The organism is Plantactinospora sp. KLBMP9567, from assembly GCF_033446045.1.
Classification (GTDB): domain Bacteria; phylum Actinomycetota; class Actinomycetes; order Mycobacteriales; family Micromonosporaceae; genus Plantactinospora.
This window is the reverse complement of the sequence record NZ_JAWQRR010000033.1, coordinates 32,146-48,557: the sequence shown is the minus strand read 5'-3', so window position 1 is coordinate 48,557 and position 16,412 is coordinate 32,146. Positions and strand designations below refer to the sequence as shown.

The 16,412-nt window shown below is 71.0% G+C and carries 15 protein-coding genes; 8 read left to right on the top strand and 7 right to left on the bottom strand.

The window, feature by feature from the left end:
• Positions 1–649: 649 nt before the first annotated feature.
• Together R6Y94_RS24455 and R6Y94_RS24450 are read left to right on the top strand one after the other, a co-directional pair.
• Entirely contained in the window at positions 650–2,293 is a 1,644-nt protein-coding gene (locus tag R6Y94_RS24455; RefSeq protein WP_412102866.1) for a glycoside hydrolase family 27 protein, read from the top strand.
• 180 nt (positions 2,294–2,473) lie between these two features.
• Entirely contained in the window at positions 2,474–3,565 is a 1,092-nt protein-coding gene (locus tag R6Y94_RS24450) for a cellulose binding domain-containing protein (RefSeq protein ID WP_318398179.1), read from the top strand.
• Positions 3,566–3,707: 142 nt separating this feature from the next.
• Here R6Y94_RS24450 and R6Y94_RS24445 read toward each other — a convergent pair whose 3' ends face one another.
• From R6Y94_RS24445 to R6Y94_RS24425, 5 genes are read right to left on the bottom strand one after another with little or no spacing between them, the layout of a single operon-like run.
• Complete coding sequence (locus R6Y94_RS24445; protein ID WP_318398178.1) at positions 3,708–4,676, bottom strand: branched-chain amino acid ABC transporter permease; 969 nt, start codon at positions 4,674–4,676, stop codon at positions 3,708–3,710.
• Positions 4,676–5,536 carry a branched-chain amino acid ABC transporter permease gene (locus tag R6Y94_RS24440; RefSeq protein WP_318398177.1) on the bottom strand — a complete coding sequence of 287 codons (861 nt, stop codon included), beginning with the start codon at positions 5,534–5,536 and terminating at the stop codon, positions 4,676–4,678. The genes R6Y94_RS24445 and R6Y94_RS24440 overlap by 1 nt, the downstream gene beginning before the upstream one ends.
• Positions 5,533–6,189 (bottom strand): ABC transporter ATP-binding protein, encoded by a 657-nt coding sequence (locus tag R6Y94_RS24435; RefSeq protein WP_318398176.1) that lies wholly within the window; start codon positions 6,187–6,189, stop codon positions 5,533–5,535. Before R6Y94_RS24435 ends, R6Y94_RS24440 begins: the two co-directional genes overlap by 4 nt.
• Positions 6,186–6,959, bottom strand: a complete 774-nt coding sequence (locus tag R6Y94_RS24430; RefSeq protein ID WP_318398175.1) for an ABC transporter ATP-binding protein — start codon at positions 6,957–6,959, stop codon at positions 6,186–6,188. The genes R6Y94_RS24435 and R6Y94_RS24430 overlap by 4 nt, the downstream gene beginning before the upstream one ends.
• Positions 6,956–8,146, bottom strand: coding sequence for an ABC transporter substrate-binding protein (locus R6Y94_RS24425; protein WP_318398174.1), 1,191 nt, complete (start codon positions 8,144–8,146; stop codon positions 6,956–6,958). The genes R6Y94_RS24430 and R6Y94_RS24425 overlap by 4 nt, the downstream gene beginning before the upstream one ends.
• Before the next feature lie 261 nt (positions 8,147–8,407).
• Here R6Y94_RS24425 and R6Y94_RS24420 point away from each other — a divergent pair, with 261 nt between their 5' ends.
• From R6Y94_RS24420 to R6Y94_RS24395, 6 genes are all read left to right on the top strand, one after another.
• Complete coding sequence (locus R6Y94_RS24420) at positions 8,408–9,322, top strand: PaaX family transcriptional regulator C-terminal domain-containing protein (RefSeq protein ID WP_318398173.1); 915 nt, start codon at positions 8,408–8,410, stop codon at positions 9,320–9,322.
• A gap of 114 nt (positions 9,323–9,436) precedes the next feature.
• On the top strand, positions 9,437–9,847 hold the full coding sequence (locus R6Y94_RS24415; RefSeq protein WP_318398172.1) for a thioesterase family protein: 411 nt from the start codon (positions 9,437–9,439) through the stop codon (positions 9,845–9,847).
• 24 nt (positions 9,848–9,871) lie between these two features.
• Positions 9,872–11,488 carry a long-chain-fatty-acid--CoA ligase gene (locus R6Y94_RS24410; protein WP_318398171.1) on the top strand — a complete coding sequence of 539 codons (1,617 nt, stop codon included), beginning with the start codon at positions 9,872–9,874 and terminating at the stop codon, positions 11,486–11,488.
• Positions 11,489–11,635: 147 nt separating this feature from the next.
• Entirely contained in the window at positions 11,636–12,463 is an 828-nt protein-coding gene (locus R6Y94_RS24405) for an SDR family NAD(P)-dependent oxidoreductase (RefSeq protein ID WP_318398170.1), read from the top strand.
• Positions 12,464–12,508: 45 nt separating this feature from the next.
• A complete protein-coding gene (locus R6Y94_RS24400) occupies positions 12,509–13,687 on the top strand; it encodes a thiolase family protein (protein ID WP_318398169.1) in 1,179 nt (392 codons plus the stop codon).
• Entirely contained in the window at positions 13,687–14,487 is an 801-nt protein-coding gene (locus R6Y94_RS24395; RefSeq protein WP_318398168.1) for a MaoC/PaaZ C-terminal domain-containing protein, read from the top strand. The genes R6Y94_RS24400 and R6Y94_RS24395 overlap by 1 nt, the downstream gene beginning before the upstream one ends.
• A gap of 33 nt (positions 14,488–14,520) precedes the next feature.
• Here R6Y94_RS24395 and R6Y94_RS24390 read toward each other — a convergent pair whose 3' ends face one another.
• Positions 14,521–15,873 (bottom strand): PHB depolymerase family esterase, encoded by a 1,353-nt coding sequence (locus R6Y94_RS24390; RefSeq protein WP_318398167.1) that lies wholly within the window; start codon positions 15,871–15,873, stop codon positions 14,521–14,523.
• 271 nt (positions 15,874–16,144) lie between these two features.
• Positions 16,145–16,342, bottom strand: coding sequence for an MMPL family transporter (locus R6Y94_RS45285; RefSeq protein ID WP_412102871.1), 198 nt, complete (start codon positions 16,340–16,342; stop codon positions 16,145–16,147).
• Between the last annotated feature and the right edge of the window lie 70 nt (positions 16,343–16,412).

The following is a 16,412-nucleotide window of genomic DNA, read 5'->3' as shown; positions in this document are numbered from 1 at the left end:
GGCCCTGCCCTGAGCCGGCGATGCGGCGAGTCCGCGCGAATCGCGGCGGTGCATCGTCAGGGCTCCCGGCAGCCACCTGACCCGCGATCGAGCAGTTAGCGCTCACATCGTCATACGTCAAACGACTTATGTCAATGCCGAACCCGCCGCTCGACCGCTGTCGCCTGTCGGCGACCCGAACGTCTCCGAGGCCGCGAGGGTCATCCCGGCGGCCTGGAACGCCTTAGAGGTCGACCGGAGCGCATCCACGGCCACCCATGGTTGCGAACCGCCCGCAGCACCGTGCGTCGGGAGCCGCCTCACCGCGCGCCGTCATGCCGCCGGACGCAGATCCCCGCTGGACATCGCAGCGACAAGGAGCTGGATACGGGCCTGCTTCTTGTCCGGGCCACTGGACACATATTCGGCCACCGAAACTCCCGTCTTGCGCTTCCAAACGCGACAGCGTATGTTACCGCTCACATCGATGCTGACCCATGGGATGAGTGCAGACCACCCGACCTGGCGCCGGCCTGGTGCGCGCGACTTCCGCCCGAGTGGTACGGGGCAACAGCTCACCCGGACCCCGGAACCCGCTCGGATGCGAAGTCCGACCGGCCTCACATCCAGGACGTGCTGCCGTCCGTCCCCGTAGCTCGCTGGAGGCCCAATGCACGCACGTACGAGATTGTTGGCCACCCTGACCACAGTTCTGGTGGCCGTGGGGGTGGCCGTTGTCGAGCCCACCGTCTCGCCACAACCGGCACAGGCGTTGAACAACGGAGTGGCCCGGACTCCGCCGATGGGCTGGAACAGCTGGAACACCTTCGGCTGCAACATCAACGAGACGTTGATCCGGCAGGTGGCCGATGCCATCGTCAGCTCCGGCATGCGGGACCTGGGCTACAAGTACGTCGTCGTCGACGACTGCTGGATGAACTCGACTCGGGACGCGCAGGGCAACCTCCAGGCCAACCCGTCCCGGTTCCCGAATGGCATGAAGGCGCTGGGTGACTACCTGCACGCCCAGGGTCTGCTCTTCGGCATCTACCAGGCGCCGCTGGACCGGACCTGCGCCCAGTACTTCGGCAGCTACCCGGGGGCGACCGGCGCCCAGGGGCACGAGGCCCAGGACGCCCGGCAGTTCGCCGCATGGGGCGTCGACTTCCTCAAGTACGACTGGTGCTCGCCCACCGGAACGATCAACGACCAGGTGGCGAGGTTCGCCCTGATGCGTGACGCGCTGGCCGCCACCGGCCGACCGATCGTCTACAGCATCAACTCCAACAGCATCCACGAGAAGACCGGGCCGATGCGCAACTGGGGCGACGTGGCCAACATGTGGCGCACCACCGAGGACATCACCAACGCGTGGGACACCGGGCAGACCAACGGGTACCCGATGGGCATCCAGAACATCGTCAACGTCACCGTGCCACTGGCTCACTACGCCGGGCCGGGTGCGTTCAACGACCCGGACATGATGGAGGTCGGCCGGGGCGGCATGAACGACACGGAGATGCACAGTCACTTCGCGCTGTGGGCAATGATGGCGGCCCCGCTGATCGCCGGCAACGACGTGCGGAGCATGAACTCGATCACCCAGGCCATCATGAAGAACCAGAACCTCATCGCGATCAACCAGGACTCGCTGGCCCTGCAGGCGGTCCAGGTGTCCTTCGACGGAACCCGGCGGGTACTGGCCAAGCGCTTGTCCAACGGTGACGTGGCGGTGGCGCTGTTCAACCAGGGCGGTGCCACCACGACGATCTCCACGACCGCGACGGCGGTCGGCAAGACCGGCAGCTCGTTCACGCTGCGTGACACCTGGACCAACGCCACCTCCAGCAGCACCGGTGCGATCTCGGCCAGCGTGCCGGCGCACGGCACGGTCGTGTACCGGGTCAGTGGCGGCGGCATCACCGACCCGCCGTCGACCTTCCGGCTGCGCGGGGAGTCCAGTGGCCGATGCCTGGATCTCGACAACGGCAACACGGCCAACGGCACCGGCACGCTGATCTGGGACTGCCACAGCGGGGCCAACCAGCAGTTCAGCCAGTCCGGCCAGGCCCTGCAACTGCTCGGCAAGTGCCTGGACATCTCGCTGAACGCCACCGCCGGCACGCGGGTGCAGGTCTGGGACTGCAACGGCGGCACCAACCAGCAGTGGGTCCACAACGGAAACGGCACGATCAGCAGCGTCCGGTTCCCCTCGCTCTGTCTGGACGTCGACAACGCCGGAACCGCCAACGGCACCGCCGTGATCGTGTGGTCGTGCCACGGCGGAACCAACCAACGCTGGGCCCGGACATGACGTCGGTGTCGGTCGCGGACCACCGGACCGCGACCGACACGGAGTCGCCGACCTCCCGCGGGGACGGCCCCCCATCGACCGATCGAGCGAAGACCGGCCACCACAGCGTCTCCACTCGTCGTCGACGGGGCCGTCCCGGCGGCCAGACGCCACCCACCCGCCACCAAGGAGGTACCGACTGTGCGCGGCGCGTCGGTCGGCGTCCCGACCGGGTACGGCTTCGCCGGCGGCGCGATCTACTACCCCACCGACACCAGCCAGGGGACCTTCGGCGCGATCGCCATCTCGCCCGGCTACACCGCGCTGTTCTCCGCCGAACTCGCCTGGATGGGTCCGGGGCTCGCCTCCCACGGGTTCGTCGTGATCGGCATCGATACCAACAGCCGCAACGACTTCGACGTCGCCAGGGGCACCCAGTTGCTCGCCGCGCTGGACTACCTCACGCAACAGAGTCCGGTGCGTGACCGGGTCGATCCCGACCGGCTGGCGGTGTCCGGCCACTCGATGGGTGGCGGAGGCGCCCTCAACGCGGCCATCCGGCGCCCGTCGTTGAAGGCCGCGGTCGGGATCGCGCCGTACCTGCCGTCGTCGGACCTGGCCAACGACCGGATCCCGACGATTGTCTTCGCCGGGCAGGCCGACACCGTGGTCACCCCGACCTACCTCAACGGCCTCTACGGCAGCCTGCCGGCCACGACGGAGAGCGCGTATCTGGAGATCGCCGGCGCCGACCATCTCTTCCCGGTCGGCAGGTCGAACGCCGTGATAATCCGGACGATGCTGCCGTTCGTCAAGATGTTCGTCGACAACGACACCCGGTACAGCCAGTTCCTCTGCCCGCTGCTGGACTCGACCGGCGTGGTCACGTACCGCAGCACCTGCCCGCTCCTGCCACCGCCCACACCGCCGACCGGCACGCCCTCCGCAGGACCCTCGAACACCCCGACTCCCCCACCGACCACCACCCCGCCGCCCGTCGGCGCGTGCGGCGCAACCTACCGCACGACCAACTCGTGGCCGGGCGGCTACCAGGGCGAGGTCACGGTGGCGACGGGCAGCGCGGCGATCGACGGCTGGACCGTCCGATGGATCCTGAGCAGCGGCCAGACCGTCGACCAGGTCTGGAACGGCACGCTGAGCATCAGCGGCTCGACAGTTTCGGTACGGAACACCTCGTACAACGGCTCACTACCGGCGTCCGGCTCCACCACGTTCGGCTTCCTCGGCAGCGGAACACCGGCAACCCCGTCACTCACCTGCACCAGTCCGTAGCAACGGCCGACCCGCAGCCGACCGGCGCCGGCGCGGCAGTGGCGGACCTGCGCGATCGCGACCGTGCGACCGCGCAGGTCCGCGTACCTCCGTACCGGCGGCGCGGAGGTGGTCGACGGTGGATGACGGGATGGCCGCCGGGCTACCCGGTACCGCTCGACGCCCTGCGGGTCAGCCGGTCGCGTACCGCCGGAACGATGCCGTGCGGCAGGAAGACCACGACCAGCACGAGCAGGACCGCGTAGACGGCGTAGGAGAGCACGGTGGGTGCATAGCCGGGCATCCCGGGCTGGGTGCCGAGCGTGTTGAGCACCTGGACGAGCAGGATGATCGCGGTGGCGCCGACGAGGGCGCCCCACAGCGTGCCGAGCCCGCCGACGACGGCCATCACCACGTACTCGATGGAGAGCAGCACCGGAAACGAACCCGGCGCGAGATAGCCGAGATAGAACGCGTAGATGCCGCCGGCCAGGCCGGCGAACGCGGCGGACAGCGCGAAGACGGTGAGCCGGTAGCGCCCCACCGGCACGCCGCTGGCCGCCGCGGCGGTCTCGCTGCTGGCCAGGGCCCGCAGGCCACGACCCGGACGGGAGGCGACGATGTTGCGGGCCACCAGCAGGGTGAGCGCGACCGCGACCCAGACCAGGTAGGCGTAGGAGATGTCGTCGGCGAACTCGTAGCCGCCGACCGACAGCCGTGGGATGCCCTGCAGGCCGATGGCACCGCCCGCCCAGTCCGCCCGGGCGACCAGGGAGAGCAGGATCAGCTGCATGGCGAGGGTGGCGAAGGCGAGGTGGTGACCCCGCAGCCGCAGCAGCGGTACTCCCACGACGACCGCGAAAGCGGCGGAGACCAGTGGTGCGGCGAGCAGACCGAGCACCGGTGGCAGGCTGTGCACGCTGAGCAGGCCGGCCGTGTAGCCACCGATCGCGTAGAAGGACGCCTGCCCGAGAGAGATCTGACCCGCGTACCCCATCAGCAGCGACAGCCCGACGGTGACCATCACGGCGAGGCCGAGCAGGATGTAGACGGTCAGGTGGCTGCCGGACAGCAGCGGTGGCAGGGCGAGCGCGCCCACCGCCACGGCCACCGCCGGCACCCGCCGCGACATCAGGCCGGCTCCTGTTCGGCCACCGGCGTGCGCGCCGCCTGCCTCATCATCACGGCGAGCAGCAGCACCAGCGCCACCTCCATCTGGTACGCGGCACCGCCGTAACCGGCGACGAAGGACTGGGCCACGCCCAGCAACAGTCCACCGGCGAGGGTGTGCAACGGCCGCATCAGGCCGCCGAAGACGGCGGCGGCGAAGCCACCCACGATCAGCGTGACGTCGTAGTCGAAGGTGACGAGCTGGATCGGCGTGACGAGTACCCCTGCGAGCCCGCCGAGCGCACCGCCGATGCCGAAGGCCAGCAGCCCCATTCGGACGACGTCGATCCCGACGACCTTCGCGGCGTACGGGTTGGAGGCGCAGGCCGACAGTGCCCGGCCGATGTCGGTACGCGCGAACAGCGCGGCCGTGCCGGCGAAGACGACGGCCGTCGCGCCGATGATGAGCAGGTAGTGCGCCTGGAAGCGGACGCCACCGAACTCGACCGCACCGGGTACCCCGGCGAACGACCGAGGCTGGTCTCCCCAGATCAGCACCTCGACCGCGTACGCGAAGACGGCCAGCCCCAGCGTGATGATCAGTGACGCGCCGGGTGGCGTACCCGGCCTGCCGATCGCGACCAGCCCGACGAGCAGCCCGGCACCGGCACCGACCGCCACCGCGGACACCTCGGCCGGGCCGTGCGGAAGTCCACTGGCCAGCAGCGTCGACGCGGTCATCGCGGCGATCACCGCGAACGAGCCCTGGGCGAAGTTGACCACCCGGGTGACTCGGTGGACGACGACGAGACCGCTGCCGACGAGCGCGAACGCGCATCCGCCGCCAACGCCGGTGATCAGGTACTGGAGGAACTCCCTCACCCGGCCACTCCCAGATAGGCCTCGGCCACCCGTGGGCTGGCGGCCAGTTCCGCCGCGGTCCCGGCGGCGACGACCCGCCCCGCCTCCAGCACGTATCCCCGGCTGCACAGGTCGAGGGCGAGTCGGGCGTTCTGTTCGATGAGGAGCACGGCGAGACCGCGTTCGGCGTTCAGCTCCCGCAGGTGCCGCACCAGGTCGGCGACGACGAGCGGGGCGAGGCCGAGGGAGAGCTCGTCGACCGCCAGCACGTCCGGCCGGGCCATCAGCGCCCGACCGACGGCCACCATCTGCTGTTCCCCGCCGGAGAGCTGACCGGCGCGGCGGCGACGCAGCGGGGTCAGGCCGGGCAGGATCTCGTAGATCGGGCCCGTGTGGCGGTTGCGGATACGCCAGCCCCCGAGCCGAAGGTTGTCGTCGACGGTCAGGTCGGGAAAGACCTGGCGTCCCTCCGGCACGTGGGCCAGCCGGCCGGAGATCGTCACCGTGCCGCCGGCCGGTCGCTGGATCCCGGAGAGCGTGTTGACCAGTGTGGACTTTCCCGCGCCGTTCGGGCCGATCAGCGCCACCATCTCCCCGTCCGCCACGGTGAGGTTGACCGCGTGTAGCGCGACCGCGACGCCGTACCGGACGGTGAGGTCGACCACGTCGATCACGCGGGCACCCCTGTCCCGAGGTACGCGGCGACGACCGCCGGATCGGCCCGGACCGTGGCGGGGGTGCCCTCGGCGATCACGTGGCCGAGGTCGAGTACGGTGACCCGGTCGGCCAGCCGGGTCACGAAGGCGACATCGTGCTCGATGATCACCATCGTCAGGCCGCTCGCCTTCAGCTCCTCGAAGAGTCGGGCCAGTGCGTCCCGCTCGGCCGTACGCAGGCCGGCCGCAGGCTCGTCGAGCAGGAGCAGGCGGGGGCGGCCGCAGAGCGCACGGGCCACCTGGAGTGCGCGCTGCTGCCCCAGCGGCAGCGACTCCGCCGGCCGGTCGGCCCAGTCGGCGAGGCCGACCCGGGCCAGCGCCTCCCGGGCGCTCTGCCGGATCTTCCGCTCCTCCCGGCGGTGCACCGGCAGCCGCAACACGGCGCCGACAAAACCTCCTCCGGTGACGGCGTGCGCGCCGACCATCGCGTTCTCCAGCGCCGTCATGCCACGGAAGATCCGGGCGCCCTGGAAGACGACGCCGATCCCGAGCCGGGCCCGGCGGTGGGCCGCGAGCCGGTCGATCCGGGTACCGGCGAGCACGATCTCGCCGGTACGCAGTGCCAACTGGCCGCCGACCAGGTTGAACAGGGTGGACTTGCCGGCGCCGTTCGGCCCGATGACGGCCCGCAGTTCTCCGTGCGCGACGTCGATGTCGACCTCCCGCACGGCGTACACCCCGCCGAAGGCGTGCGACACACCGGCGACCCGCAGCAGCGGCTCGGTCACTCGCCCGCCACCGCGGCGAGCTGCTCCCGCGCCCAGTCGGTGGGGACGAACGCGCCGCCCCGCACCGTGTTGACGGAGATGTAGTCGGCCTTGAGGCCGGCGTGGTCGGTGGCGCTGTAGGTGTAGGTGCCGTTCGGGGTCGTCACCGTCAGCCCTTCCAGAGCGTCCCGGATCTTTTCCCGGTCGGTGCCGCCGGCCTTCTCGATCGCGGCGGCGAGCAGTCGTACCCCGCTGTAGCCGTCCTGGGCGAACTGGGGTGGCGGGTACCCGTACTTGCCGCGGAACGCGCCGGCCAGTTCGTCGATCGCCTGCTTCTGCTCCCCGTCGGGGAGGGTGTCGCCGACCACGCCGATCGAGCTGGCCACCACCGCGCCCTCGGCGGCCGGGCCGACCGGGTCCAGCCAGAGCCTGCTGGCCTGCGCCCCGGTGAAGACCACCGGCACGTCGAGCCCGGCGGTGGCGTACTGCTTGGCCAGCGCCACGCCGGGAGCGCCGGTGGCCCAGACGACGAGCGCCTGCGCCCCGGAGGAGCGTACCTGGTTGAAGACAGCCGAGAACTCGGTGGTGGTGGTCTGGAATTCCGGGCTGGCGGTGAGGGTGACGCCATGGCCGGTCGCCTTCTGCCGGGTGCCGTCGAAGCCGGCCTTGGCGTAGGAGCTGCGCCCGTCGTACGCGACGGCGATCCTGGTGATGCCCTGCGCCTTGAGGTACTGCAGGATCCGGTCCGCATAGGTTGCCGAGGTGGCCGGCACGACGAAGACGTACGGGTGCACCGGGTCGACCTGCTCGTCGGCGGGGGTGAGCGAGATGTACGGGATCTTCTCCCGGTCGACCAGCGGGATGGTGGCCAGGGCGGAGTTGGAGAAGGGCGAGCCGATCACAGCGGCGACGTCGCGGCTGCGAAGGTCGTTGAAGGCCAGCACCGACTGGTCGGGCTGGCTCTTGTCGTCGCGAACGATCAGCTCCACGGTGCGGCCGAGCACCCCGCCGGCCGCGTTGATCTGCTCGACCGCGAGCGCCACGGACTTCTCGTTCTCCGTGCCGAGCGGTGCGTAGTTGCCGGTCAGGGAGACGATCTGGCCGACCCTGATCGGGCCGGCAGCGTCTCCGGTGGACGGGTCGCCGCCGCAGCCGGCCGTGGCGACCGCCACGACGAGCGCGACGGCGGATACGGCGGTACGTCGCACGGTTGCCTCCCACCATGAGGGAAAGCCCTGTCACGGAGACGCTAGACATCTATTGCACGCCGGTCAACATTCATGCCTAACGTTCTCGCTCCGAGACGGCGCGTCTCTCGTCGCCGCCGACCGGCTCCATCCGGCGGTCCGCGCCGCCGGGGCGGGCGACGGCGAGCACCGCGGGGATCCGTCCCGACGGGCACTCGGCGTCGGTCGGGGCAGGCTGGCAGGCTGGCTGTCGGACGACGCGGAATCTGTAGAGTCAGCCGCATGTCGATGCAGTCCGTGTCGCCCCCGACCGACCTGCCGCGCGTGCAGGCCGGCGGCAGCCCGCAACACCTGCTGTTGACGTTACTCGGCGACTACTGGTATGGCCAGCGCGCCCCGCTGCCCTCGGCGGCCCTGGTTGCACTGCTCGGCGAGTTCGACATCACCGAGGTCAGCGCTCGGGCCGCGCTGAGCCGGCTGGCCCGGCGCGGGCTGCTGGAGCAGTCCAAGTCCGGCCGGCGCACCTCGTACGCCCTCAGCGAGCGGGCCGCCGGGGTGCTCGCCGAGGGTCGTGGCCACATCCTGTCGTTCGGCACCGAGCGGACACCGTGGACCGGCCGGTGGACCATGGCGGCGTTCTCGGTGCCCGAGGACGACAGGTCCCGGCGGCACACCCTGCGCACCCGGCTCGGCTGGCACGGCTTCGCCCCGCTCTACGACGGCCTCTGGGTCTCGCCGCATGAACGAGTGACCGAGGTGACGACGATCCTGTCCGAGCTCGACATCGACCGGGCCACCGTGTTCACCGCCGAACTGGCCGACGGCGGGCCGACCGGCGGGCACCCGATCAACGCCTGGGACCTGGCCGCCCTGCGCGCCGAATACGAGCGGATCCTCGCCGCGTACGAGCCGGTCCGGCGACGGTGGCACACCGGCCGGATCGGCACCGCCGAGGCCCTCGTCGCGCGGACCGCCCTGATGGACGACTGGCGGACCATGCCGAGCCTCGACCCGGAGCTGCCGACCGAGTTGCTGCCGGCGCGCTGGCCCCGAGCGGCGGCCCGGGCGCTCTTCGTCGAGCTGTACGACGGCCTGACCGGACTGGCCGAACAGCGCGTGGTCCAGGTTGTCGCCGGGCACGACCCCGACCTGGCCGCGCTGGTGCGTACCCACACCAGCCGGACAGGCGATATGTGACACTAGTCTTGACGCTAGGCACATAAATAGTCAGACTCGGTCCAGGCTCGACGACGTCGGGCCACGCGTTTGCACCGGACGACACCAGCGACAGGGACCAGCGGGGAGACCGGGATGGCCGAGCCAGCGTCGATCGTCGTGCGCCGTCGTCTCGAGTGGTCGGACACCGACCCGGCGGACAGGTGGCACTACGGGGTGGTCCTGCGGTTTGTGGAGAGTGCCGAGAAGGAGCTGCAGGACCAGCTCGGCGTCACGGCGGCGGACGCCCGCTGGATGCCGCGGGTGAACCTCACGGTCGACTACCTGGCAGCCCTGCACTTCGGCGAGATCGCCGAGACCACCCTGGCGGTGGAGCACGTCGGACGCGCCTCGCTGCGCTACGCCTTCACGGTGGCCCGGGACAACACGACACTGGCCCGGGGGACGTTGACCGTGGTGTGGATCGATGCCGACACGGGCCTCAGCAGTCCGTGGCCGGACCGGCTCCGCGCGCTACTGACCGGGACCGGGGCGGCGGAGGGCTGACGGGTGCGGAGCAGCATGGGCTCGATGCCGCTGTCCGTCGGGATGATGCTGCGCCGGGCCGCCGCGATGGGCCCGCACGCCCGGCTGGTCGGCTATACGGAGGCGGGTCGAGCGGAGTGCCGCTGGCCCGAGCTGGCCGGCCGGGCCCACCGACTGGCCAACGCGCTGACCGCGCTCGGTGTCCGCCCGGGCGACCGGGTCGGCACCTACGCCTGCAACGGGCTGCCCCACCTGGAGCTGTGTTATGGCGTGCCGCTGGCCGGCGCGGTGCTGCAACCGCTGAACACCCGCCTGCATCCGGACCAGGTGGTAGCGATCGCCGCGCACGCCGAGGACCAGGTGATCTTCGTCGCGGCGTCCCTGACCGGACAGTTCGCGCCGATCCGGGGCCGGCTCCCCGGCGTCCGGCACTACGTCGTGCTGCCAGACGGCAGCGCACCGCACCCGGACTTCGCCGACGCGACGGACTACGAGCAGTTCCTGGCAAGCGCGCCGGAGGACGAGCCGGCGGAGGTCGACGAGTGGAGCGCCGCGTGCCTCTGCTACACCGGTGGCACCACCGGCCGTCCGAAGGGTGTGGTGTACTCGCACCGGTCACTGACCCTGCATGCGATGAGCGGTCTGTTCGTCGACTCGTTCGCCATCCGGGAACGCGACGTCGTGCTCCCGCTCACCCCGCTCTTCCACGCGCTGTCCTGGGGCATGCCGTACTCGGCGGCGCTGGCCGGGGCCGGTCTGGTGCTCGCCGGTGCCGACACCAGCCCGGCCACCGTCGTACGCCTCGTGCGGGACGAGCGGGTCACCGTCGCGGCCGGGGTGCCCACCTTCTGGCTCGCCGTCGACCAGCTCGCACCGAGCCCGGACGATCTGGCCAGCCTGGACCGAATCCTCTGCGGCGGCTCGGCGGTCCCGTTGGAGCTGATCCAGCGCTATCAACGGCGCGGCGTCGCCATGCGGCAGGGCTGGGGTATGACCGAGATGTCGCCGTCCGGCAATCTGACCATGGTCCGCCGGCATCTGGAGGACCGGCCGGAACAGTGCCGGCAGGCACTGCACGCCACCCAGGGCGTGCCGACCGCCGGGGTAGAGCTGCGGGTGGTCGACCCGGACGGCGTGGTGCTGCCGCACGACGGGCGGTCCGCCGGTGAGGTCGAGGTACGCGGGCCGTGGGTCACCGAGTCATACCACCAGCCGGAGGACGACGCCAACACCACCCGGTTCCGGGACGGCTGGCTGCGCACCGGCGACATCGGCACCGTCGACGGCGACGGCTACCTGCGCCTGCTCGACCGCGCCAAGGATCTGGTCAAGTCGGGCGGCGAATGGATCAGCTCGATCGAACTGGAGAACCACCTCATGGACCACCCGGCGGTGGCCCAGGCCATGGTCATCGCCGTACCGCATCCGACCTGGGGCGAACGGCCCGCCGCGCTCGTCGTCGCGTGCGCCGAGGTCACCGCCGACACGCTCGTCGCGCACCTGCGCCCCCGGGTGGCGAGCTGGTGGCTGCCCGACGTCGTCCGGTTCGTCGACACGCTGCCGATGACGGCGACCGGCAAGTTCGACAAGTTGACGGCCCGCCGGACCTGGCAGGACGTGTTGGCGGCCGAGCTCGCCTCGGCGACGGAAGGACAGCCATGAGCGAGCGAATCAGCCAGTTCAGTGCGGATGAGCCTCATGACGGCACGGAGCGAAGCGGAGTGCCGGCATGAGCGAGCGGAGCGAGCGAATCAGCCAGTTCAGTGCGGATGAGCCTCATGACGGCACGGAGCGAAGCGGAGTGCCGGCATGAGCGGATTGTTGGCGGACCGGGTCGCTGTGGTCACCGGAGCGGCGCGCGGGATCGGCAGGGCGACCGCCGAACTGCTCGCCGAGCACGGTGCCCGGGTGGTCTGCGCCGACCTGGACGGCGACGCCCTCGCACTCACCGTCGGGTCGCTCGGCGGTCGCGGTGTCGCCGTCGCGGCCGACCTGACCGTGCCGGCGGCACCGGCCGAGGTCGTCGCCCGCGTGGTCGACGAATACGGGCGGCTCGACATCGTGGTCAACAATGCCGGCTACACCTGGGACGGCATCTTCCACAAAATGACCGACGAGCAGCTTTCCGCCATGCTCGACATCCACCTCACGGCGCCGTTCCGGCTGCTGCGCGCCGCCGCGCCGGTGCTGCGCGAGGCCGCCAAGCGGGACGCAGCAGAGGGACGCGAGATCTTCCGCAAGGTGGTCAACGTGACCTCGATCGCCGGCACGATGGGCAACGTCGGCCAGGCCAACTACGCCGCCGCCAAGGCGGCCCTGACCGGCCTCACCAGGACGCTCGCCAAGGAGTGGGGCCCGTTGAAGATCAACGTCAACGCGGTGGCGTTCGGATTCGTGCAGACCCGGCTGACCGCCGACGCCACCGAGGCCGGCACCTTCGACCACGGCGACCGCCGGATCCCGCTGGGCATCCCCGGCGCCGTCCGGGAACAGGCTGCGGCCCGCATCCCGCTGGGCCGGCCCGCTACCCCGGCGGAGGCGGCCGGCGGCATTTTCCTGCTCTGCTCGCCGTGGTCGAACTTCGTCCACGGCCAGGTGCTCACCGTCGCCGGTGGGCAGGCCGAAGGGATGAGCTGAGATGCGATCTCCCATGCAGCCCGCCGACCTCGTCGGGAACCGGTGATGCGGCTCTCCGGGGTGGCGATGCCGGTCAACCTGGTCTGGTCTTCGCCGTTCTGTCGCTGGCAGGGTCCGCTCGCCGAGATGTCCAGCGTGGACCTTGCGGTCGACGTGACCGCCCGGGCGCTGACCAGGGGCGGGATGTCGACCTCCGAGATCAGCCAGGTCGCCTTCGGCACCACCGTGCCGCAGCCGGCATCCTTCTACGGCGTCACCACCATCACCCCACGGCTGGGGCTCTACACCGTCACCGGTCCGACCATCGCCCAGGCCTGTGCCACCTCGGTGGCGGTGGTGCAGGCCGCCGCCGTCCAGGTCGAGCTCGGCGCCCACCGCACCGTACTCGCGCTGGCGGCCGACCGCACCAGCAACGGTCCGCTGCTGGTCTGGTCGGCACAGCACAGCCCGGGCGCGGCGCCCCGGACCGAGCACTGGGTGCTGGACCCGATGCGGCACGACCCCAACACCGGTCAGTCCATGCTCGACACCGCCGAGCACGTGGCCGCCGAGGAGGGTTACTCCCGCGCCGAGATCGACGATGTCACGCTGCTGCGCCACGAGCAGTACCGGTCATCCGCCGCCCAACGCCCCGGCCACCTGGTGCAGGTGCACGTGCCCGGCCGGCGCGGCAGCGTGGTGGTCGACGACGACCACGGCGTGCACGACACCACGGCCGAGGGGCTCGCCGCGCTCTCCCCCGTCCGGCCGGACGGCGTCGTCACGTACGGGTCGCAGACCCATCCCGGCGACGGCACCGCCGGAGCGGTGCTCAGCACGGTCGACCGGGCCCGCGAACTCAGCGGCGGTGCCGGCGTCGCGCGACTGCTCGCGGTCGGGTTCGCCCGCACCGACCGAGCCCGGATGCCCAGGGCGCCACTGCCGGCCGCCCGCGCCGCGCTCACCCACGCCGGCCTCGACATCACCGGCATCGACGTGGTGACCACGCACAACCCGTTCGCCGTCAACGACCTCTACTTCGCCCGGCAGACCGGCTTCGCGCTGGACCGGATGAACCCGTACGGCTGCAGCCTGGTCTACGGGCACCCGCAGGGGCCCACCGGCCTGCGCGCGCTCGCCGAACTCGTCGCCGCGCTGCACGACCGGGGCGGCGGACGCGGCCTGTTCACCGGGTGCGCGGCCGGGGACACCGCCGGCGCCGTGGTGGTGGAGGTGACCGACTGATGACGTCGTTCGACGAAACTGTCGTCGGCCGCTGGAGCGAACCACGCCCGTTCGACGTCACCCCGGCCGGCCTCGCGGCATACGCCGACGCCGTCGGCGGACCCTCCCCGGTCTACGCCGTCGTCCCCGCCATGGACCTGGTCTTCATGGTCGCCGGTACCACCGCCTCCACCGAACTGCGCGCCAGGGTCGTGCACGGCCAGCAGGACATCTTCTTCCACCGCCGGCTGCCGGTCGGCGAGACGGTCACCGTCCACGCCGCCGTGCTCGGGCTGCACGGCAAGCGCAGCGGGACGATCGCCACCATCGGGGTGCGGACGTACGACGCCCGCGGCGCGCTCCTGAACGAGCAGTACGTCACCGAGTTCTACCGCGGCATACCGACCGACCTGCGACTGGGCACACCCTCCCCCACCCTGCCGGCCGATGCGCCCAGCGGCCCGCCACTGCGCACCGCGACCACACCTCTACCGCTCGACCTGCCGCGTCGCTACGCCGAGGCCTCCGGCGACCGCAACCCGATCCACCTCGACGACGACTTCGCCCGCAGCGTCGGGCTGCCCGGCGTCATCGTGCACGGTTTGGCCAGCCTCGCCGTCGCCAGTCACACCGTGCTCGCCGGCGGGGCCGAGCCGGCGCGACTGAGCTGCCGCTTCACCCGGCCGGTGGCGCCCGGCGGCACCCTCACCACCCGGGTCTGGGCAGACGGTCACGGATACCGGTTCGAGAGCATGGACCAGGCCGGCGCCCTGGTGCTCGGCGCCGGCCTGGTCGAACTCACCCGAACCTGCGTCAGATGACAGTGGGGGTTGCCGTCGACACTATTTGCGCCGTCATTGACTGCACGCCGCGCCGTTGAGCGTGAACTGGGTCGGGGCCTGGTTCGCGCCGCTGTAGGTGCCCTGGACGCCGAACGTGACGCTCGCCCCGATCCCGATCGCGGCGTTGTACGAGACGTTGCGAGCCGTCACCTGTGGCCCGGACTGGGTGACCGTGGCGTTCCAGGCGTTCGTCACCTGCTGGTTGCCCGGCCAGTTCCACTGAACGGTCCAGCCGTTGACGGCGGCGGTCGAAGTGTTGGCGACCGTCACGCTGGCGGTGAAGCCACCGGTCCAACTGTTGGCCGTGTAGCCGACTCGGCAGGCACCTGCGGACGGCGGAGGGGTAGTCGTCGGCGGCACGCTCGGCGAGGTCGTGGGCATCCCGGTGGTCGGGTTCGGGGTCGGTGATCCACCGTCGAGGCCGAAGAACTGCACCGCCGCCTGTGCCATGCCACTCATCGGCAGGCTGTGGCCGGCGCCGTTGACACTGATCGCCTCGAGCAGCGTGACACCCCCGCTGGTCCAACGCCGCCGGTTCCAGTTCGCCTGGGGCGTGTCCGTGGAGGTCGGTGTGAGACTCAGGCCGTGCACGTTGGTCCACTGGTCGACCGCCTCCTGGAGCAGTTGGAACGGCACGAGCGTGTCGTTGGTGCCGTGCCACAACTGGATACGCGGGCGGGCACCGCTGTAGCCGGGATAGGCCTGGCGCACGGCGTCGCCCCACTGCTGCGGCGTCCGGTCCATCCGCCCGTTGACGCACTGGCTGTTCTGGGGCGGGAAGTCGGCCGCGTTGGCGAAGCAGTTGAACGGCACCCCCATGAACGCCGCGCCCGCCTTGAAGACGTCCGGGTAGAGCGCGAGCATGGCGTTGGTCATCATGCCGCCGGACGAGCTACCCGTGGCGTAGACCCGGTCCGGGTCACCGCCGTACTGCCGCTGGACGTACGCCACCATGGACATGATCGACACCGGATCGCTCCCGCCGCCCCGGCGCTTGGACGCCGCCGACCAGACGTCGAAGCAGTTGCCGAAGCCCGCCTGCTGGGTCGCGGTCGGGTAGATCACGACGAACCCGTACCGATCGGCCTGCGAGGCGAACTCGCTGCCGGAGTAGAAGCCCGGGCCCGACCCGCCGCAGCCGTGCATCGCCACCACGATCGCCGGGTTGGTGGGGCGGGAGTCCGGAACGTAGACGTGCATCCGCATGCCGCCCGGGTTGTCGCCGAAGCCGGTCACCTCGACCAGGGACGCCGCCGTGGCCGGTGGAGCGAGCACGATCCCGGCGGTCGCCGCGAGCGCGGTGGAGGCCAACGCGACGAGTGCCACCCGGAGCCGGCGCCCGACCACTCCATTGATAGTCATCATTGCAGCAAGCTAGCAACTTGACTGACGGTCGTCAATAAAATGTCTTAGAGTGGCACCCGACCGCCCCACGGTGGCCGCCCTCGGCGAGCCGACAGTTCCCGGAACTCAGCGGCCCGCATCGTTGAACCTTTCTCAACCTGAACCGCGCGGCACTCACACACCGCGCCCGACGTCGCGCTCCGACGCACGATCCGTCACGACCCGAGTCACGCGCGATCGCCCCCGCCTCCACGTCCTCCGGACCGCAGGGGGAGGCCGAAAAGAGGTTCGTTTAGAGCCTCCGGCCACCACCGCTGCGGCAAGGAAGCCCGGCCAGCAGCAGGCCGGCAACGCCGATCGCCGGTCCGAGCTGGGCGACGGCGTGGTGGGCGAGGGTACGCCGATCTCCGCCGAGTCCGGTCCCCCCACGGAGGCGAGCGATCGTCAGGATCGTGTAGTCGGTGCCAGTCGCGACGGCGCACGCGACCACCCCCGCCACGAAACAGCACAAGCACCCAACCAGCGCCGCGGTCGGGAAGCCGGGACACCCAATCCCGTCG

Excerpts from the sequence above, each read along its gene's own strand:
- R6Y94_RS24395 (WP_318398168.1), top strand. The coding sequence starts at position 13,687 with ATGACGTCGTTCGACGAAACTGTCGTCGGCCGCTGGAGCGAACCACGC.
- R6Y94_RS24445 (WP_318398178.1), bottom strand. The coding sequence starts at position 4,676 with ATGTCGCGGCGGGTGCCGGCGGTGGCCGTGGCGGTGGGCGCGCTCGCC.
- R6Y94_RS24415 (WP_318398172.1), top strand. The coding sequence starts at position 9,437 with ATGGCCGAGCCAGCGTCGATCGTCGTGCGCCGTCGTCTCGAGTGGTCG.
- R6Y94_RS24400 (WP_318398169.1), top strand. The coding sequence starts at position 12,509 with ATGCGGCTCTCCGGGGTGGCGATGCCGGTCAACCTGGTCTGGTCTTCG.
- R6Y94_RS24455 (WP_412102866.1), top strand. The coding sequence starts at position 650 with ATGCACGCACGTACGAGATTGTTGGCCACCCTGACCACAGTTCTGGTG.
- R6Y94_RS24410 (WP_318398171.1), top strand. The coding sequence starts at position 9,872 with ATGCCGCTGTCCGTCGGGATGATGCTGCGCCGGGCCGCCGCGATGGGC.
- R6Y94_RS24390 (WP_318398167.1), bottom strand. The coding sequence starts at position 15,873 with ATGATGACTATCAATGGAGTGGTCGGGCGCCGGCTCCGGGTGGCACTC.
- R6Y94_RS24420 (WP_318398173.1), top strand. The coding sequence starts at position 8,408 with ATGTCGATGCAGTCCGTGTCGCCCCCGACCGACCTGCCGCGCGTGCAG.
- R6Y94_RS24405 (WP_318398170.1), top strand. The coding sequence starts at position 11,636 with ATGAGCGGATTGTTGGCGGACCGGGTCGCTGTGGTCACCGGAGCGGCG.